Genomic DNA, 18,301 nt, shown 5'->3' with positions numbered 1-18,301 from the left:
TATGCGGCGGATGAAGCCTGCACGGCACGCGCACATCGCGCTCACTTTGCGTGATCGCCGGGGTGGCCACACTGCCTGTGCACTTGAATGCTTTCGCAAAGGAGCCCCCGATGGCCACCCGCACGACCCGCAAACGCCCCGTCCCCGCCGCCGCCGAACAGGCCGCAACGCCGCAGGCCGAACGCACGCCGGTAGTGAAGACAGCCACCCGCAAGGCCGCCGCGAAGGATCCACGCGCCGCCCGCGTGGCCGCGCGCCAGCGTCGCCTGCAGGATCAGGAGAAGGCCAAGGACGCCCGCGTGGCCAAGCAGGCGGCGAAGAAGGTCGCAGCCAAAAAGGCCACGAAAAAGGCCACCCAGGCCGGCGCCCGCAAGCAGCCGGAGAGCATGCCGGCGCAGCAGTTGCCCAAGCCCGGCAACGAGCACGAACTCCAGCTGGCGCCGCGCTTCCTCGCCCCGGACTATCGCGGCAGTGGCAAGCTGAAAGGCAAGCGCGCGATCATCACCGGTGCCGATTCCGGCATCGGCCGCGCGGTGGCGGTGCTGTTTGCCCGCGAAGGCGCCGACGTGGCCGTGCTGCACCTGGACGAGGCGGCCGATGCGAAGGTGACCCGCCAGCATGTGGAGGCCGAAGGCGGCCGCTGCGTGGTGATCGCCGGCGACGTGCGCGACCCGGCGTTCTGCAACAAGGCGGTCAAGCAGGTCGCCAAGGCATTCGGCGGGATCGACATCCTGGTCAACAACGCCGCGTTCCAGCTGCATTGCGAGCGCCTGGAAGACCTGGAGGACGCGCACCTGCAGGAAACCCTGCAGACCAACATCGGCGGTTACATCCAGATGGCGCGTGCGGTGTTGCCGCACCTGCAGGAAGGCGACTGCATCATCAACAGCGGGTCGGAAACCGGCCTGTTCGGCAGCAAGGCGCTGATCGATTACTCGGCTACCAAGGGCGCCATCCATGCCTTCACCAAGGCGCTGGCCAGCCAGCTGCTGCCACGCGGCATCCGCGTCAACGCGGTGGCGCCGGGGCCGGTCTGGACGCCGTTGAACCCGGCCGACAAGCGGGCCGCCGACGTGGCCGAGTTTGGCAAGGACAGCGACATGGGCCGCCCGGCGCAGCCGGAAGAACTGTCCCCGGCGTACGTCTTCCTGGCCTCGCCGATTACCGCCAGCTACATCAGCGGGGTGATCCTGCCGGTGATGGGCGGGCCGCGCGGTTGAGCATTGCCGGCGCGGTGTAGAACGCGGCGATCGGGGCGATGAAGTCCTGCGGGTTGGCGCCGACCAGATTGGTCAGCACGATCACCGCCAGCTTGCGGTCGGGATACACGATGAAGGCCGCGCGCGCACCGCCCATGCCGCCGACCTGCAGGTCCGGCGTGGTGCCCATGACCGGCCAGCCGGCCGACCAGGCGCCGGGGGTCCCGTTGTTCAGGACCTCCGGTGCCCACATGCGGCGCACGCCGTCATGGCTGAGCAGCTGGCCCCTGGACAACGCGATCATCCAACGACCCACTTCGTCGGCGGTGGTGAGCATGCCGGCGCCGGCCCACAGGTCCGGTGAGAGGTCGTAGAACCAGTGCGACAGCCGCGCCGGCGCATCGGGTGCGTCGGTCTTGCGCGGGAACCAGCTGTAGATGGTGGCGGCAGTGGCGACCAGATCGTAGCTGTCGCCGAAGGTGGTGCGTGGCATGCCCACCACGTCGAACTGACGGGTGGCCATGTACTGCGCGTACGGCATGCCCGATTGTCTGGCGATGATCCGCGCCAGCAGCACATAGTTGGTCTGGTTGTAGCGGTACCGCTCGCCGGGCGCGGCCTCCACCGGCAGGGCGGTCACTTGTTTCCACGCCTCCTGTTCGGTGCCGCCGCCGAGCAGGCCCTGCGCGTCGAGGATGTCCGGCAGGCCGGAGGTATGGGCGAGCAGCTGGCGTACCCGCGCCTTGCCCCACGCTGGCGGCAGGTCATCGAGGTAGCGCGACACGGGGGCCTGCAGGTCTACGCGCCCGACCTGGGCAAGCTGGGCCATCGCCACGCCGGTGAAGGACTTGGTGGCCGAGTTGAGTGGAAAGCGCGTGTTGCGGGTGGTGGGGATGGCATTCTCGACGTTGGCCATGCCGTAAGCCTCCGACAGCACCAGCTGGTCGTCCTTGACCACCGCGATCTGCAGGCCGGGGATGCGCCTGGCCTGCATCGTGTCCTGCACGAACTGACGGGTCTGCGCGTTGGCCTGGTCCCAGGCGGTGGACGGGGCGGCAAAGCACGCCAAGGGCACGACGAGTGCGGCCAGGACGGTGGCGCGGAGGGTGCGGGAACGCATGCAGCTTTCCTTGGGCGGGTACGCCGGACGTCGGGCGCCGGTGGAGCGGGGACAGTCCGGCTCGCAGGCTTGGATGCGGTCGAGGACCAGAAGGTTTAAGCGCCCCGCCCGCGACCGTTCGTCGGCGCACGCCCTCCGGCACTTGACGACAGGTGTAGTCACTGGCACGTTAGCGACACGTGTAGTCATCGGAGTGTGCCATGCGCGGCAAGACCATCGGGGACCAGGAGCTGGCCCTGTTGCAGTACGTTTCGGAACAGGGGGGCGCGACCGTGGGCGAGGTCGCGGCCGGGTTTGGCGAGGAGCGCGGGTTGGCGCGTTCGACGGTGCTGACCATGATGGAGCGCCTGCGCGGCAAGGCCTACCTGCAGCGCAAACAGGTGCAGGGGGTGTACCGCTACGCCGCCACCAGTGGCCAGGACAGCGTGGTGCAGGGCGCGGTGGCCAGCTTCGTGGAGAAGACGCTGCAGGGCTCGGTGTCGCCGTTCGTGGCCTTCATGTCGCACAAGGCCGAGGTCAGCGACCAGGAACTGGCCGAGCTGGAAGCGCTGGTCGCGCAGTTGCAATCACGCAAGCGGGAGAGCTGAGCCATGGACACCCTGATGACCGACCTCCTGATGCGACTCGGCTGGACCAGCGTGCAGAGCGTGGTGCTGGCAACCCTAGTCTGGGGCGCGTGCCGGCTGCTGCCGACGCTGCCGGCGGCCACGCGCTGCCGGTTGTGGTGGCTGGTCGCCGCACAGGCCGTGCTGGGCCTGGTGTGGAACAGCCCGCTTGAGCTGGCCGTGTTGCCGGCGCCGGCCGCCGCGCCGGTGCTGCCCGCGCTGGCCGCACCCGTTGCGGAATCCACGATGCGCCTGCTGCCGGCCGCGCTGGACACGGCGGCGATGGCAGCGCCGCAGGCGGCGACGTGGTCGTGGTCGATGTTGCTGCTGGCGGCCTGGGCCGCAGGCGTCGCGGTGATGCTGCTGCACAGCCTGCGCGGGTATCGCGCCAGCCGCGCCCTGGTCGATGCGGCGATGGACTGCACCGATGCCTCGCTGCAGCAGGCGCTGCAGCTGGCCGCCGATGCGCACGGCCTGCGCCGCGCGCCGCGGCTGAAGCTCTCCGCGCAGATCCGCTCGCCGCAGTTGATCGGACCGTGGCGACCGGTGCTGCTGCTGCCGGCGCGCGAACTGCCGCGCATGGCTGCCGATGACCTGGACATGGCGCTCACCCACGAGCTGATCCACCTGCAGCGCCGCGACCTGTGGTGGGGCTTGCTGCCGGCCCTGGCGCAACACCTGTTCTTCTTCCATCCGCTGGTCCACCTGGCCGCGCGCGAATATGCGCTGGCCCGCGAGGAAGCCTGTGATGGTGCGGTGGTGGCCGGGCACGGCCATTGCCGCCACGACTATGGCCGCCTGCTGGTGCAACTGGGCGTGGCACCGCGCCCGGCGGTGGGCGTGGCCAGCGCATCGCCGAATTTCCGCAGCCTCAAGCGGCGGCTGTTGAGCCTGCAGCAGACCCGGCGCTTCCCGCGCGTGGCTGCCGTGGCCATCACCGCGATCTTCGTCCTGGTGGGCGTTGCGCCGCTGCGGTTGGTGGCCGCCGCGGCCCCACCGCCGCCGCCGTCGCCACCGGCGGCACCCAGCGAACCGCCGCCGCCACCTCCGCCGGCCCCCGCGCCGTCGCCAACGCGGTCACCACGGCCGGCCCTGGCACCGACCGCGCCGATTGCCCCGGCGGCGCCTGCCGCCCCGGTCGCCCCGCGCGCGCCGGAACCGCTGCAGCCCCTGCGGGAGGATCTGTCGTTCGTTACCCACGGCCAGATCAACCTGTCGCGGCAACGGCCGGCCGAGGCCTTCGTGTTGATGGACGGGGACGACAACCTCGTCGACGCCTCGGTCGCCGATCTGAAACAGGCGCGCCGCGATGCCGGCAACCGCGAACGGGCCCTGTGGGTACGGCGCGGGCAGGCCCGGTACCTGATCCGCGACCCGGCCGTGATCGGCGCATTGGCGCGCTCCCAGGCCGAGGTGGCCGCGCTTGGCAATGCCCAGGCAGAACTGGGGGACCGCCAATCGGCGTTCGGCGAACAGATGGCCAAGCTGAGCATGCAGGTCACCGCCGACGTCATGGCCGATGTGGATGTGGCCGGCATCGCCCAGGCGGCCGGACGACAGGCCACCATGGATGCTGCCGCCGAAGCCAACCAGGCCGCGCGCCAGGCGCGGACGGCAACGGCGCGGGCAGTGGATGCGCAGCAGATGGCCCGGATGGCCCGTGAGCAGGCCGAACTCGGTCGCGAGCAGGCGCGCCTGGCACAGCAGCAGAGCGTGGCTTCGGCCCGCGCCGCACGCCAGGTGCGTGCGGCGATCGATCAGGCATTGTCCAGCGGCAAGGCCGAGCGCCTGCGCGACTGAGCGGGCGGCAACGGCGGCCTGCGCAACGCAGGCCGTCGACGTCTACAGGGCAGGCCGATCAGCCGCAGTTGGCGCGCACGATCCTGTTCTGCTCATCCACCTCGAGGCTGAGGCGGTCTTCGCGGAAATCCATGGTCATGGCCATGCCCGGTTTGAGCACGCGCGCATGCTTGGCGCCGCTGTCTTTCACTGCCTTGGCAACCACCGCCTCGCTGGCGGTCTGCCCGACCATGCCGTTCAGGGCGTCGGTAGTGCAACGGGCCGCGCTGTCGGCGCCGGCGGCCATCGGCTCGGAGGTCGGGGCGTTGCTCTTCGGTGGCTGGCTGCAGGCAGCCAGCGGCAACGCACAACCAAGGACAAGCAGAAGATTCAGGCGCATGCGGTGGTCCTCCCGGGATCAGTGGCACCAGTGTGGCGACCGCAGGCGTTACGCAGCGTCAACGCGCGGGCGCCGGGTCAATCACCCGCCAGCGCCAGCGTCTCCCGTTCACGCCGCTCCTCTTCCACCAGCCGCAGCATCAGCAGCGACAACGTCACCACGTCCTGGTGGTTGTGCTCGGCCACGCGGCGCAGGTTCACCGCGCTGCCGCCACGCAGGTAGTTCAGCCACGCCGCGGGTGCTTCGGCGCCGGGCAGGTCGTCCTCGCGCACGATCTGCAGCAGCTGGCGTTCGATGGTGGCCAGGCGGCAGTTCTCCCAGGTGCCGCGGTAACGGCGGCGGGTGGGGAACAGCAGGTCCACGTGGTCCAGCGGGGTGATCGGGCAGCGCTGCCGGGCCAGCCGATAGCGCGTCTTGAGCAGCGGGGCGTCATAGCAGCGGCCGTTGTAGCTGGAGAACACCGTGCCTGGCTGCAGCCACCCGGCGAACTCGCGCAGCATCGCGGCCTCGGCCGCCATGGTGGTCATCAGCAGTTGGCGGATGCGCAGGCCGTCGCCCTGTTCGGGATGGGCGTGCCAGTCGGCCGCGCCGATCATGAAGGCGCGGGTGCCGGTGCCACCGGCCAGGCCGGTGGTTTCGGTGTCGAAGAACAGCAGGTCGCGCGGGTGCACCTGTTCGCCTTCGCGCCTGGCGAAGGCCAGCGACAGCGCCTGGGTAGGCACCGGCTGCGGCAGGAAGGACTCGATCAGGAACAGCCCCGGGGCGATTTCCTCGCCGGGGACGTGGCGGTCCTGCGCGTTGGCGCGCGGCTTGGCCGGCGCGGCGGCGGCGCCGCGCTCGCGCAGGCCGAGCAGCCGATGCAGGCCGCCCACGTCGGGTCTGCGCAGGGCGGGTGCGGGCGCCGTCGCTGCGGTAACCGGGGCGGCCCCACCGGTGGGTTTGTGGCGGATTTCCTGCTCGACCCAGGCGAACACCGAGGACGGCGCGGGCGTGCGGGCGCGGGCGTCGTTGGCGGCGGGGGGAAGCGGCCCGGTGGATGGGCCGGGGCCTGCCGACCCACGCTCGGCGACGGCCGTGGCCGCCACCGGCCCAGCGGTCGCCGCTGCCGGGTCACGGGCAGGCGCGGGCGTGGCATCGCCCGCCTGCCGGCGCAGCAGGCGCAGCTTGTCCAGGCTCAGGCTCACTGCGGCACCACCTCGGCCTGCGTGCGCGCAGGCGTGCCCGCCGCCGGCAAGGCGTGTGCGTCGAACAGGTCCAGCACCTTCAGGGCCAGCGCGCGGGGCGTGGTGGCATCGTCTTCCTGGCCGGCGAGCACCGGGCCCACGCAGGCCGGGCAGCCGGCCTTGCAGTCGCAGCGCTGCACCAGTTCGCGCGCGCGCAGCAGCAGTTCGGCCTGGCGCAGCCACAGCGGTTCGCTCAGGCCCACGCCGCCGGGGAAGTTGTCGTACAGGTACACGGTGGGCACGAACTGCTGCTGCAGTTCGATCGCGCTGGCGTCGAACTCGGCGCCGCGCAGCTGGCCGCGGCCGCTCTGGTCGGCCACCGCGAACCACGCGCCATCGCCATTGCCCACGGCCTTCTGCAGGTCACGCGCGTCGGCCATCACCGCCACGGTGGCGACGATATGCAGCGCGTAGGCCGCGCCGAGGAAGCCATCCAGCGCTTCCTGCTTGCTGTCGAACGCGGTCAACAGCAGCGCCTGCGGCAACTGCCACCACACTGCGGTGGTGTGCAGTTCCTGGTCCGGCAGGTTGACCGGGCCGTAGCCGATGTTCTCGTGGGTGTAATAGCGGATCTTCTTGTAGCCGGCCACGCGCCGCACCACGTGTACTTCGCCGTGGTGGGAATCGCCCCGGCCGGCGATGCAGCCGTCGAAGCGGTCGAGCACCTTGAGCTTGGTGAAGTCGATGCTGTCGGTGTAGTAGTCCACGTGGGTGCGGGTGACGTAGGCCTTGCGGCCGTCCCAGTCCAGCCGCTCCACCTGGTAAGGGGTGGACTGCACCATGTGGATGGCGCCTTCGTACAGGGTGAGCGCGGCAGCGGAATAGTCCACCTCGGCGATGATCTGCTGCTTGCCGTCGCTGCGGTCGACCACCACGAAGTTGCCGTCGGCCACCGAGCGCAGGCTGACCGCATTGGCCGGGTAGCTGTCGGCAATCCACTCCCAGCGGTCGCCTTCGCGGTGGATCACCTCGGTTTCGGCCAGTGCTTCCAGGAACACCAGCGGATCGATCGGGCCGAACGGGTCGCCGGCCAGGAACGGCAGCTCGAAGGCCGCGCAGCGGATGTGGTCGAACAGGATCAGCGGCTGGTCCGGGGCGGTGCGGGCATGTTCGGGCGAGGCCTCGGCGAAGAAGTCCGGATGACGCACCACGTACTGGTCCAGCGGCTGCGAACTGGCCACCATCACCCCCAGCGCCGGCTGCTGGCGGCGCCCGGCACGACCGAAGCGCTGCCAGGTGGCGGCCACGCTGCCGGGATAGCCGTTCAACACGACCACGTCGAGGCTGCCGATATCCACCCCCAGTTCCAGCGCCGACGTGCTGACGATGCCGTCGATCAGCCCGGCACGCATGGCGCGCTCGGTCTCGCGGCGCTCGGTGGGCAGGTAGCCGCCGCGGTAGGCGCGGATCCGCGCGGGCTTGCGCGGGTCGTGGTCGAAGATGTCCTTGAGGTACTTGGTGAGCACTTCGACCATCAGCCGGCTCTGCGCGAAGATCAGCGTCTTCAGGCCGGACTTGATCGCGATGCGGGCGATGCGGTTGCTCTGCGAGCGGGCAGACGCGCGCAGGCCGAGATCGGCGTTGACCACCGGCGGGTTCCACAGCAGCACGTGCTTGGGCCCGCTGGGCGCACCGGATTCGGTGATCGCGGTGACCGGGGCTTCGATCAGTGCCTCGGCATGCGCCTGCGGATTGCCGATGGTCGCCGAGCACAGGATGAACTGCGGCTCCACCCCGTAGAACGCGCAGATCCGCTTGAGCCGGCGCAGCACGTTGGTGACGTGGCTGCCGAACACGCCGCGGTAGGTGTGCACCTCATCGATCACCACATAGCGCAGGTTCTCGAAGAACTGCGCCCACTTGGTGTGATGCGGCAGGATCGCCTGGTGCAGCATGTCCGGGTTGGAGACCACGATGTCGCCGTGCAGGCGGATCGCCTGGCGCGCATCGCCCGGGGTGTCGCCGTCGAAGGTGAAGGCCTTGACCCCGAGGTCGCCGGCGCGGTTGAGCTCGAGCAGTTCGGCCACCTGGTCCTGGGCCAGCGCCTTGGTCGGGAACAGGTACAGCGCCTTGGCCTTGCCCTGCATCGCCGCGCTGACCACGGGCAGGGTGTAGCACAGCGACTTGCCGCTGGCGGTGGGGGTGACGATGGCCACGTGCTCGCCGCGCTGGGTGGCCTCCCAGGCCTCGGCCTGGTGGCTGTACAACTGCTCGATCCCGCGCGCCTGCAGCGCCGCGGTCAACGCGGCCGGTACATCGGCGGGAATCGGTGCATAACGGCCCTCGCGAGCGGGAATCGTGAAGCTGCCGGTGATGCGGTCGGCATAGCGCTGCTGCAGGCGCGCGGTGAGCAGCGCGCCGTTGCGCGAGGGCAGGCCGTCGGTGGTGGACAGGCGGCGCTCGGCGTCTTCGGTGCGCTTGGCGAGTTCGTAGGCCATGGGGACAACGGTCTGCAAAGGACGCTATGGAATCACAGACGGGTCTCAACGTTTGAGACACGCCGCGGCGGCGGCATGAATGATTCAGCGCCGCCGTGGCCGGATCAGGAGCGCTTGGCGCCCTTCACCGCGGCATCGATGGATTCCTGGATGCGCTTGATGTCGTTCTGCCCGGCGTCGACGTATTTCTCCACGCACCGGAAGTGTTCCTTGACCTCGCGCTGGTAGCGGCTCTGGTCCGACGGCGTGTTGCTGGAACTTTTGCGCGGCGGCGCGCAGCGTGGCGCCGGGTAGCGACTGCTGCTGAGGTTGCTGGGGCCGGACACCGCCCACGCGGCACTGCTGTGCACCATTGACGCGCTGGACACCAGCGCCATGGCTACCACCATTACGACACGCGACATGGGCGATCCTCCTGGAAAGTCGCAGTATAGGCACCGGCAGCCCGCGCTCGAACGGGAACGCGCGGCCTGCCCCCCCCTTCCATCGGAGCCTGCCCGCGCATGACGCGTCTGCTTTTTCTCATTGCCCTGTCCACCCTGCCCGGCACCGCGCTGGCGCTCGACTCCACCGATGGCGGCAGCTGCCGCAATGGCGCCTTCCCCGCCGAACAGAGCGACTTCGCCCTGGCCACGGTGAGCGGCGACACACGGCTGTATCTGCTCGGCGATCTCGACGGCTGCCCGGCCAAGGGCGAACCCGCCTGCCGCCAGCGCAGCTACGTGGTCCGCGGCGACACGCTGATCACCGGGCGCACGCTGGGCGGTTACCGCTGTGGGTTCTTCCCCAACAACGTCGGCGGCAGCGCCGGCTGGGTCGATGTGCGGCGCCTGCAGCCGCTGCCGGCCCGCGCCGCACCGACGCTGCGTGACTGGGCCGGGCAATGGCACGATGGCGACAACACCCTGGAGATGGTGGTGCAGGACGGTCAGCTGGTGATCACCGGTGCAGCCTTCTGGCCGTCGGCCAAGCCGACCGCGCAGCGGCCCTACGGGCCCAATCTGGGCCAGATCGACGCCGTGGCACGCCCGGTTGGCGCGGTGCTGGACGCCATCGACAAGGACGACGCGTCCTGCACCCTGCAGGCGCGTTGGCTGGGCGACTACCTGATCGTGACCGACAACAGCGAGTGCGGCGGCATGAACGTGCGCTTCAACGGGGTCTACCGCCGTGACACGGGCCGACGTTGAGCGCAGCTGAACCGCAGCAGCAGGTCCTCTACGATTTCTGACACCTGCCTCCGTATGCTTGGCCGCAGCACGCAACGGGCAGGGACATGGCGGTGGCACTGAGTGGATATCAATCTATAGCCCTGGCCGGCCTGCTGGTCGCCGGCGGCGCGCACGCACAGCAGGCGGAACCGACGCTGGAGCCGGCCGTGCCGCCGCCGTCGCAGGCGCCGGCGCAGGTCACCACGCTGGGCGAAGTGCGCGCGCTCAAGCCCGAGGACGATCAGCCGCTGGACCTGTACCGCTACAAGAGCCCGGTGAAGGTGGAATCGAACCGCTTCAGCCGCTCGTGGAGCGAACCGCCCAGCCCCGAGCAGGTGAGCATGAGCGGTGGCTACCTGATGATGGGCATCAACTACGGGCTGGGCAAAGCCGCGCAGGGCCTGCACAAGCTCACCGGCGGGCCGGACCAGATCCAGTCGGCTGTTGCGCGTCCGCCACCGGAGTTGAGTGCCGAGCAGCAGCGCCGCGCGCAGGAATTCTGTGCGCAGCAGGAGGACTGCGTGGTGCCGGCGGGGCGATAGCCGGTTCGCCCGCCGCGCACGTCAGGGGGCAGGCGAGGGCATCCGCGGCCGCCAGCGCTCCAGCCACCACAGCAGCCCGGCCACCAGCACGAACGCCAGCAGCCAGGGCCAGCGCGGGCCGGGGACGGCCACGGTGCCCGAAACCGCACTGCCCGTCGCATCGCGCACCAGCAGGGCATTCGCCTCGCGTTGCTGCTGGCGGTACAGCGCCGATGCACCGGCCGGATCGAATACGTAGAACGCCTGCGTGATGTCGCCCTGCTGCACCTGGTGCCAGCCCGCCTGCTGCGGCCAGTAGCCGGCGCAGCGGTCGGTGCCGGTGGCGGGATCGATATGCAGCGGCACCGCGATGCCGCTCGGACCACGCACCTGTGCAGCGGCCGGGACACTGCACAGTGCCACGCGCTCCCCTGCCCACGGTATGGGTGCATCGATACGCACCTGGGCGGCGTTGGGCAGCGGTCGTGCCACGCTGGCCAGCACACCGCTCCACAGTTCGGCATGGCGGTCATCGCGGCCGGACAGCACCAGCCGGTAGCTGTCGGTGACCGGCAGCAGCGCCAGCCGACCCTTGCCTGCGCCGCGCCAGCTCCCGACCGGTTGGCCTTTGCCGTCGTGCAGCAGCGCGGAGGCATCGGTGGCGCGCAGTGGGAACTGCTCCAGCACCGGCACGGCGGCGCTGTGCGAGGCAGCATCGGCCTCATCGATGTACGTCGTGGTCTGCGTCGCCGGACGCTGCGGTCCCCGGCGCGCCTGCAGCAGCGCCGCATCGGCATCGGCTGCCAGGTGCAGCGGTGCGCGTTGGCTGTTACCGACGACGGTCAGCCCCCAGCCGCGCAGCGCCTGGCGTGCACCGTCGCCGAGCGGCCCGCCCGTGCGTACCAGCACACCCAGGCCATCGCGCAGCGCGTGCTGCACCGCGCTGCGCTGGGCGGCACCGAGGGCGGGCAGGCTGCGTTCGTCGAGGATCAGCACATCGGTGGCCGCCAGCCGCGCGGCGGTGAGTGCCACGGGCGCGTCGCCGAGCGAGAGGCCGCCGCCAACGCTGGCCTGGGCCTGCACGTCCAGCCCGGTATCCACCGCCCAGCGGCGCAGGTACTTCAGCTCCGGGCCGGGGGCGCCGGCGAGGATGAGCACGCGCGGGGCGGGTTGGTCGAGCGTCTGCAGCGGCACCGGCACGCTGTCCACCGCGTGGCGGCTGGCATCGAGCAGGCGCAGGCTGAAGGTGCTGCGACCGCTGGCACGCGCCACACCTTCCAGGGCGATGCTGCCGTCGCTGGCGAGCGTACCGCGATCGACCACGACCCCGGCCGGATCGAGCAGCTCGGCGCTGGCACCGGCAACGCCCTGCGCGCGGGCATGCACGTGGAATACGCTGCCCGGCGCGGTGATGGGCGGCGCCTGCAACGCACGCCAGCCGCGCGGTGGCGCCGGCTGCAGCAGCTGCACCTGCCCGGGCAAGGCGGTGTCGCGGTCGCGCGCCGGCAGGCCATCGCCAATGATGCGCAGCGACTGCGTGCCCGGATGCAGGCGCAGCGCGGTGGCGAGGTCGGGGACGACCGTCGCGGTGGACGGCGCGGCCTCCGGCAGGGCGACGAGGGTGTCGCCGCGGGCAGGCGACCACTGCACCTTGTCCGCCGCAGGGGTCAGCACGGTCAGCCGGTTGGCGCGCGCCTGCGTGAGCGGCGGCGCCAGGGTCACGTACAGCAGCACGCTGGCCGCGCACTGCAGCACCAGCAGTGCGGCCAGGTGCAGGCCCTTGCGGCGCGGCCCACGCCGTTGCTGCCAGAGCAGGCGCGCGCTGCCGATCACCGTGATGGCCACCAGCGCCAGCGCGATCCAGCGTGGCTCGATCATCGCGCCCCCTCCAGTGCATCCAGATACGACTGCCCCATCCGATCCGGCGCGGTACGCCGCAGCACCTGCGGGGAGGGACGCAGCAATGCGCGCCACAGCTGCGCACGCAAGGTCTGTCGGCACGCGCCGCAGTCCGGGGCGATGCGCAGTTCCTCGATCGCCGCGGCCAGGCTCAGCGGGTCGGGCAGGCGCGTTTCATTGCGGCCCAGCCATTGGGTCAGTGCATCCAGATCGGGCGCCGCGTCGGTTGCGCCCAGTTGCTGCCATACCGCCACGATGGCGGTATCCGGTGCGTCCATGGCACGGATCGGCAGCGTGCGGCTGGCCAGGTCGGCGCGGTCGCCGCGCATGCGTCGGCCTTCGTCGATCGGAGGCAACTCCGGGCCGACGCGCGCCAGGTAGATGCGCTCGGCCTGCTGCACCTGCTTGATGAAGGCCAGCGCCTTGTTGGCATAGGGCAGCGCGGCCTCGGGGCGGCCCTGGCGCAGCTCGCCCTCGGAAGACCACATCTGGTCCAGCGCGGCCTTCAGCGTGGCGCGGGTCTGCGGGTCGAGCAGCGTGGCGGCTTCGGCGTGGTCATGGGTATGGCCATACTCGGACAGCACGTCGGTGGCGCTGCCGAACACCGCGGGGCCCTCGACCGGCGTGCCGCCGTGGTCATGCGCGTCGTGGCCGGCCTGCGCGTGATCGGTCGCGCCGGTAGAGGCGTGGTCGTGGTGATCGTCGGCCGGCGTGTCGCTGGTGGGCAGCGCGTCACTGGTGGGCGGTGGCTTCGCACCGCCTTCGCTTTCCTCGCCGAGGAACTGGCCGTAGCGCAGGCGCAGGATGCGCTGGTCCACGCCGATCGCGTCCGCGCGCTTGATGAAGTCTTCCGGCGGCAATTGCCGGCGCAGTTTGATCAGCGCTTCGGCGTCGATGATGATCTGGCGCTGGCTGCGGAAGTACGCCGGCAGGGTTTTCTTGACCATGCCCTCGAGTTCGGCCCCCTGCACCTGCTCGGCGCTGGGCAGGCGCAGGATCAGGCTGCTGCTCTGCGCGGTCTGCGGGGCGGGGGCGTGGTTGTCGCGCACCTGCAACTGTGCGATCACATCGTTGCCGGGCTCGGCACCGAGCGCGGCCAGGTCCAGCGTGCGCGCGAAGCGGCGCAGGGTGGCCGTGCCGTTGCCGGCCAGGGTCACGGACTGTTCGCGGAAGGTGACGTTCTCGCCGCTGCCCTGGGCCAAGGTGATCTTCAGCGTTGCCTCGGTGGCGACGCCGTAGTCGTCACTGGCCTCGAACTGCAGGGCCCACTGGCGCTGGCCCGGCGCGCCCGGCACCAGCGTGCGGTCCGGCACAATCACGCGCACGTTGGGTGGCTGGTCGGGCAGTACATCCAGACGGTACAGGCGTTGTCCGCGCAGCGCCGGTTCGGTGACCACGCGGTACAGCGCGGCACGGTCGGCGTTCCCGGTGCCGGTCCATTCCTCGCCATTGCGCACCAGCGCCAGGCGCCGGCCATCGTGGAACTGCAGGGCGACCTGCGTGGGCTGCGCGGAAAAGCGCAGCGACCACTGCAGCCGGCTGCCCTGTGCGACCTTGGCATCCAGCGTGCCCTGCACGCGGGACGGCTGGCCGGTGTAGGCCGGGGCGGTGATCGTCAGGCGCGCCGCGTGCAGGTGCGGCGGCAGCGTGGCCGTAGCGGGGGCGCGCGATGACAAGGCGGGCATCACGCTGCCACCGCCGTTGCGCGGCCAGCCCAGCGCCAGTGCGATCACCGCCAGTCCCAGCAGCCACGCCAGCGCCATCCAGCGACGTGGCCAGCGTGGCCGCAGGTCGGGCATGCGTGCCTGCAGTGCGGCAGTGACCCGCGCCTGCTGGCGCTGCTGCAACGCATTGAGCGTGGCCGTATCGGCGAAAAGCAGGTCCGCGCTGTCCTGGACGACGCGATGGGCATCGAGCTGGTGCACCAGCCACTGCCGGTCCAGGCGGCGACCGCGCCGGGTGGCGAGCGCCACGCTGGCCAGCAGGGTGAGCAGCAGCGTCACCGTGGCGATATCGATGCCGCCCAAGCGCAAGGCCAGCGCGGTTGCGGCCAGGGCCAGCGGCAGCACGGCCAGCAGCGTGGCCCACCACTGGCGCCGTCGCGCGCGCTGCCAGCTACGCTGCAGCACGGGGTTCATGCCTGCGCCCCGCGGCGTGCCGACGTCGCCAGCCAGCGTTCCATGGCGAACAGCAGCACGATCAGGCCGAGCAGCCACGGCGCGAGGTCCAGCGGCTGCGGCGGGGGTGCATCAGCGCCGGTCAACGGTGCATGGGTCGCGGCGGCCACCCACTGCGGCGCGGCGGGGGAGCGTGCAAGGGTGAGCAGCTGCCGTGGGAAGGCGGGGTCCTCCAGGAGCGGCAACGCAGAAGGGGTCAGCGCGCCATGGACGCGCAGGAGGCGACCCTGGCCGACGCGGCGCTCGCTGATGGCCGCCTGTCCCTGCGCATCGCGCAGCACCACCGTTTCGGCAGGCGCGCGCGTTCCGGCCTGCGTGACCAGCACCGTACCGCCCCCTTCCAGCCATGCCTGCCACGTTGGCGGCAGCGGCGCGGCGGACACCCACACGCCGATCTCGCCCTGCACCGGCGCTGCGTCCGTGGCGGCAGCCGGGGGTTGGCCGGACCACGCGCGCTGCACCGCATCGAGGACGCGCCGGGCCGGTGCATCGGGCGCTCCGCCAAGGCGCAGTCGCGGCGCGCTGCTGGATGCGTCCGGCGCGGCTGGCGTCGTGCGTGCGATGGGGCGCCACTGCACCGGGCGCGACAGGCGCGGGCGCTGCGCATCGGCGCCTGTCAGCGGATCAGGCACGTAGACGGTCAGCGGCGCGCCAGCCGGCAGGGTCTGGTCGAGTTCCCGCAGCAGGCTGGTCAGCGGCTGCGCGGCCGGGGGTGCCGGCGTATCTGTCGAGGCAAACCCGGGGGCCAGCCAGCGCCAGTCCGCCTCCGGTTGCTGCGCGCGCAATGCGGCGGCATCCAGACCGGGCGCCACGGCGATCACCGCGCGGGTATCCGGCGCATTGCCCTGCAGTATCGGTCGCGCCAGCAGCAGGGCCAGCGCAGCCAGCAACAGCAGACGTAGCAGCAGGAGCGGCCATTCGTCGAAACGGACGCGCTGGCGCGGCCGTACCTTGGCGCGCAGCCAGCGCAGCGCGGCGAACTCCAGCGGCGCGTACTGCTGGCGGCGCGCCAGGTGCACCAGCAGCGGCACCAGCCACGCGGCCAACGCCAGCAGACCCAGCGGGAACAGCAGCGCCAGGTTCATGCGCCGCTGCCCGGGCCGAACAACAGCCGCAGCGGTGCATCCAGCGGCTGGTCCATGTAACCGACCGCATGCGCAATGCCACTGGCGTGCAGCCGCGCCTGCAGCGCGTGCTGTGCCTGGCCGAAGCGCGCCAGGTAGTCGGCGCGGAGCGCGCGGCCATCGCCGAGCAGCTCCTCACCGGTTTCCGGATCGCGGAAGCGATGGCCGTCGGTGAACGGAAAATCGCGTTCGTCGGCACTCAGCAGTTGCAGCTGCAGCACCTCGCGGCGGGCGGCGGCCAGGCGTTCCAGCAGCACGGTGCCGGCCTCGTCGAAGCCATCGCCGAGTGCCACCAGCAGGTCACCGGCCTGCACGCGCTCCCAGACCGGGCGCAGCACGTCGACCGCCGGCCAGCTGCCCTGCGCCTGCAGCTGGCGCAACAGCAGGTGGACGCGGTCGCGCTGGCGTGGGCCGCTGCCGGCCGGCACCAGTTGCACGCCGTCGCCGTTGACCGCGATCACGCCAAAGCGGTCGCCCTGCTGCAGCGCCAGTTCGACCAGGCACGCGGTGGTGGCGCAGGCCTGGTCCAGGCGCGACCACTGCGGCCGCGCGCGATCATGCTGCGCGGCCGATGCGGTGGCATCGATCAGCACCCAGGTGGTGATCGGGCTTTCGCGCTCGGACTCGCGCACGAAGAAGCGGTCCGACCGTGCATACAGCTTCCAGTCGATCTGGCGCAGCTCGTCCCCCGGCTCGTAGGCGCGGTACTGCGCGAACTCCAGGCCGGCGCCGCGGCTGCGGCTGGCGTGCTGGCCGATGCCATGCGCACCGCGCGCACGCCGCGGCAGCAGGCGCAGCGCCTTCAGGCGGCTGCGCACATCGGCGGGGATGGCGATCGGGGCGTGCGGGGTCATGCTCAGGCCGGGAACGGCACGGCCTGCAGCAATGCGGCGATCACATCGTCGGCGCCCTTCTGCTCGGCTTCGGCGGCGAAGGACAGCAGCAGGCGGTGGCGCAACACCGGGGCGAGCAGCGCCTGCACATCCTCGCGGGTGGCGGCGAAGCGGCCCTGCAGCAGGGCGCGGGCCTTGGCGGCCAGCACCAGCGACTGCCCGGCACGCGGGCCGGCGCCCCACTTGATCCAGTGGTTGATCGCCTGCGGCGCGGTGGGACCCGGGCGACTGGCGCGCACCAGCCGGGTGATCCAGGTGAGCACGTCGTCGCTCACATGCACCTGGCGTACCGCCGCCTGCAGGGCCAGCACGTCCTCGGCATCCATCACCTTGGGGACCGTGCCGCTGGCGCTGCCGGTGGTCTGCAGCAGGATGTCGCGCTCTTCCTGCTCGCTCGGGTAATCCACCCGCACGTGCAGCAGGAAGCGGTCCAGCTGGGCTTCGGGCAGCGGATAGGTGCCGGCCTGTTCGATCGGGTTCTGCGTGGCCAGCACGAAGAACGGCGCCGGCAGCGTGTAGGTGGTGCCGGCATAGCTCACCGTGCGCTCCTGCATCGCTTCCAGCAGGGCGGCCTGGGTCTTGGGCGGGGTGCGGTTGAGCTCGTCGGCCAGCAGCAGGTGGGTGAAGATCGGGCCCTGTTGGAAGCGGAAATGGCGATGCCCGGTGCCGTGGTCTTCCTCCAGCAGTTCGGTGCCGAGGATGTCGCTGGGCATCAGGTCCGGGGTGAACTGCACGCGCCGGAACTGCAGCTCCAGCGCCTGCCCCAACGAGCGCACCAGCAGGGTCTTGCCCAGCCCCGGCGCGCCTTCCAGCAGGCAGTGGCCACCGGCGAGCAGGCCGATCAGCAGCTGCTCCACCACCGCATGCTGGCCGACCACGGCCTGGCCGAGCGCGGTGCGCAGCTGCTGCAGCTTGGGAAGAAGGGCATCAAGGCGGTCGTTGGTCATAAGGCACTCGCAGAAAAACGGTGTAGAGCCACGCCATGCGTGGCTGAAAATGCAGCAAGGCAGCTAGCTGCTCAACGCGTACATCACGATGTTGACCGCGAAACGGGTGTTGTCCTCGGCCAGGAAACGCTTGTTGCGCCAGTCATAGTCCCACTCGCAGCCGTAGTCCTTGTTGCTGTAGAGCACGCCCAGGCGGCCATCCACCTCGATGCCCTTGAGGTAGTCATGGACCAGGTCGTCGCCCCAGCCATTGAGTTCGAACCCGGTGGCCGGTGGGCCCTCGGGGAAGCGGAAGAAACTGCGGTACAGCGCATGGTTGTTGGGCAGTTTGTTCAGCGCCTTGGGGCCGAACAGCCTGGCCATCTGCGCCTCGAACGATTTCGCAAACAGCCCGTCGATGTCGTGGTTGCAGTCATCCACGAACACGAAACCGCCGTTGCGTACATAGCGCACGAAGTTCTGCCGTTCGGCCGCGTTGAACTCCACCAGCTTGTGCCCGGCCAGGTAGCAGAACGGGGCGTCCAGCATGCGCGGGTCGGACAGGGCGATGACATGCTCGGTCGGGTCCACGCGCAGGGAGGTGTAATCGATCAGCGAGGTGATCACGTTGGACGGCATGCGCGCATCCACGTCCCAGTCGCCGGAGTCGTACTTGAGGCGGGTGAACCAGAAGTCGTAGCGACCGGCCTGGGCGCGCGCCAGTGAGGGCAACGCCGCGAACGCGGCGCTGCCCAGCATCAGGCGCAGGAACTGCGCGCGGTTCAT

The 18,301-nt window shown here is 70.8% G+C and carries 16 protein-coding genes; 5 read left to right on the top strand and 11 right to left on the bottom strand.

Annotated features, from left to right (window positions below; genetic code table 11):
- Positions 1 to 110 precede the first annotated feature (110 nt).
- Positions 111 to 1,220, top strand: coding sequence for an SDR family oxidoreductase (locus AC06FD_RS12075; RefSeq protein ID WP_478077929.1), 1,110 nt, complete (start codon positions 111 to 113; stop codon positions 1,218 to 1,220).
- Here AC06FD_RS12075 and AC06FD_RS12070 read toward each other — a convergent pair.
- Positions 1,177 to 2,319 (bottom strand): serine hydrolase domain-containing protein, encoded by a 1,143-nt coding sequence (locus AC06FD_RS12070; protein WP_478077928.1) that lies wholly within the window; start codon positions 2,317 to 2,319, stop codon positions 1,177 to 1,179. The genes AC06FD_RS12075 and AC06FD_RS12070 overlap by 44 nt on opposite strands.
- A 200-nt stretch (positions 2,320 to 2,519) precedes the next feature.
- Here AC06FD_RS12070 and AC06FD_RS12065 point away from each other — a divergent pair, with 200 nt between their 5' ends.
- Complete coding sequence (locus tag AC06FD_RS12065; protein ID WP_259207868.1) at positions 2,520 to 2,906, top strand: BlaI/MecI/CopY family transcriptional regulator; 387 nt, start codon at positions 2,520 to 2,522, stop codon at positions 2,904 to 2,906.
- A 15-nt stretch (positions 2,907 to 2,921) separates the two neighbouring features.
- Entirely contained in the window at positions 2,922 to 4,724 is a 1,803-nt protein-coding gene (locus AC06FD_RS12060; RefSeq protein WP_478077927.1) for a M56 family metallopeptidase, read from the top strand.
- 58 nt (positions 4,725 to 4,782) lie between these two features.
- Here AC06FD_RS12060 and AC06FD_RS12055 read toward each other — a convergent pair whose 3' ends face one another.
- The 4 genes from AC06FD_RS12055 to AC06FD_RS12040 all read right to left on the bottom strand — a co-directional run bounded on the left by AC06FD_RS12055 (position 4,783) and on the right by AC06FD_RS12040 (position 9,168).
- On the bottom strand, positions 4,783 to 5,103 hold the full coding sequence (locus AC06FD_RS12055) for an I78 family peptidase inhibitor (protein ID WP_478077926.1): 321 nt from the start codon (positions 5,101 to 5,103) through the stop codon (positions 4,783 to 4,785).
- 77 nt (positions 5,104 to 5,180) lie between these two features.
- Positions 5,181 to 6,287, bottom strand: a complete 1,107-nt coding sequence (locus AC06FD_RS12050) for a ribonuclease H-like domain-containing protein (RefSeq protein ID WP_478077925.1) — start codon at positions 6,285 to 6,287, stop codon at positions 5,181 to 5,183.
- A complete protein-coding gene (locus AC06FD_RS12045; protein ID WP_259207857.1) occupies positions 6,284 to 8,764 on the bottom strand; it encodes a DEAD/DEAH box helicase in 2,481 nt (826 codons plus the stop codon). Before AC06FD_RS12045 ends, AC06FD_RS12050 begins: the two co-directional genes overlap by 4 nt.
- Before the next feature lie 104 nt (positions 8,765 to 8,868).
- The gene (locus AC06FD_RS12040; protein WP_478077924.1) at positions 8,869 to 9,168 is read right to left on the bottom strand and encodes a hypothetical protein; all 300 of its coding nucleotides are present in this window, start codon (positions 9,166 to 9,168) and stop codon (positions 8,869 to 8,871) included.
- A gap of 99 nt (positions 9,169 to 9,267) precedes the next feature.
- Here AC06FD_RS12040 and AC06FD_RS12035 point away from each other — a divergent pair, with 99 nt between their 5' ends.
- Both AC06FD_RS12035 and AC06FD_RS12030 read left to right on the top strand, forming a co-directional pair.
- Positions 9,268 to 9,954, top strand: coding sequence for a hypothetical protein (locus tag AC06FD_RS12035; protein ID WP_259207852.1), 687 nt, complete (start codon positions 9,268 to 9,270; stop codon positions 9,952 to 9,954).
- Between the two features lie 86 nt (positions 9,955 to 10,040).
- Entirely contained in the window at positions 10,041 to 10,517 is a 477-nt protein-coding gene (locus AC06FD_RS12030; protein ID WP_478077923.1) for a hypothetical protein, read from the top strand.
- A gap of 21 nt (positions 10,518 to 10,538) precedes the next feature.
- Here the strand turns inward: AC06FD_RS12030 and AC06FD_RS12025 are convergent, their stop codons facing one another.
- From AC06FD_RS12025 to AC06FD_RS12000, 6 genes are all read right to left on the bottom strand, one after another.
- A complete protein-coding gene (locus tag AC06FD_RS12025; RefSeq protein ID WP_478077922.1) occupies positions 10,539 to 12,374 on the bottom strand; it encodes a hypothetical protein in 1,836 nt (611 codons plus the stop codon).
- Positions 12,371 to 14,533, bottom strand: coding sequence for a hypothetical protein (locus AC06FD_RS12020; RefSeq protein WP_478077921.1), 2,163 nt, complete (start codon positions 14,531 to 14,533; stop codon positions 12,371 to 12,373). Before AC06FD_RS12020 ends, AC06FD_RS12025 begins: the two co-directional genes overlap by 4 nt.
- Positions 14,530 to 15,651, bottom strand: a complete 1,122-nt coding sequence (locus tag AC06FD_RS12015) for a BatA domain-containing protein (protein ID WP_478077972.1) — start codon at positions 15,649 to 15,651, stop codon at positions 14,530 to 14,532. The genes AC06FD_RS12020 and AC06FD_RS12015 overlap by 4 nt, the downstream gene beginning before the upstream one ends.
- Positions 15,652 to 15,653: 2 nt before the next feature.
- A complete protein-coding gene (locus tag AC06FD_RS12010; protein ID WP_478077920.1) occupies positions 15,654 to 16,550 on the bottom strand; it encodes a DUF58 domain-containing protein in 897 nt (298 codons plus the stop codon).
- A gap of 2 nt (positions 16,551 to 16,552) precedes the next feature.
- The gene (locus AC06FD_RS12005; protein ID WP_259207842.1) at positions 16,553 to 17,536 is read right to left on the bottom strand and encodes an AAA family ATPase; all 984 of its coding nucleotides are present in this window, start codon (positions 17,534 to 17,536) and stop codon (positions 16,553 to 16,555) included.
- 63 nt (positions 17,537 to 17,599) lie between these two features.
- A complete protein-coding gene (locus AC06FD_RS12000; protein ID WP_259207839.1) occupies positions 17,600 to 18,301 on the bottom strand; it encodes a DUF4159 domain-containing protein in 702 nt (233 codons plus the stop codon).

It is taken from the genome of Stenotrophomonas sp. Steno-Z1, from assembly GCF_056393175.1.
This window is presented reverse-complemented; position numbering and strand designations above follow the sequence as displayed.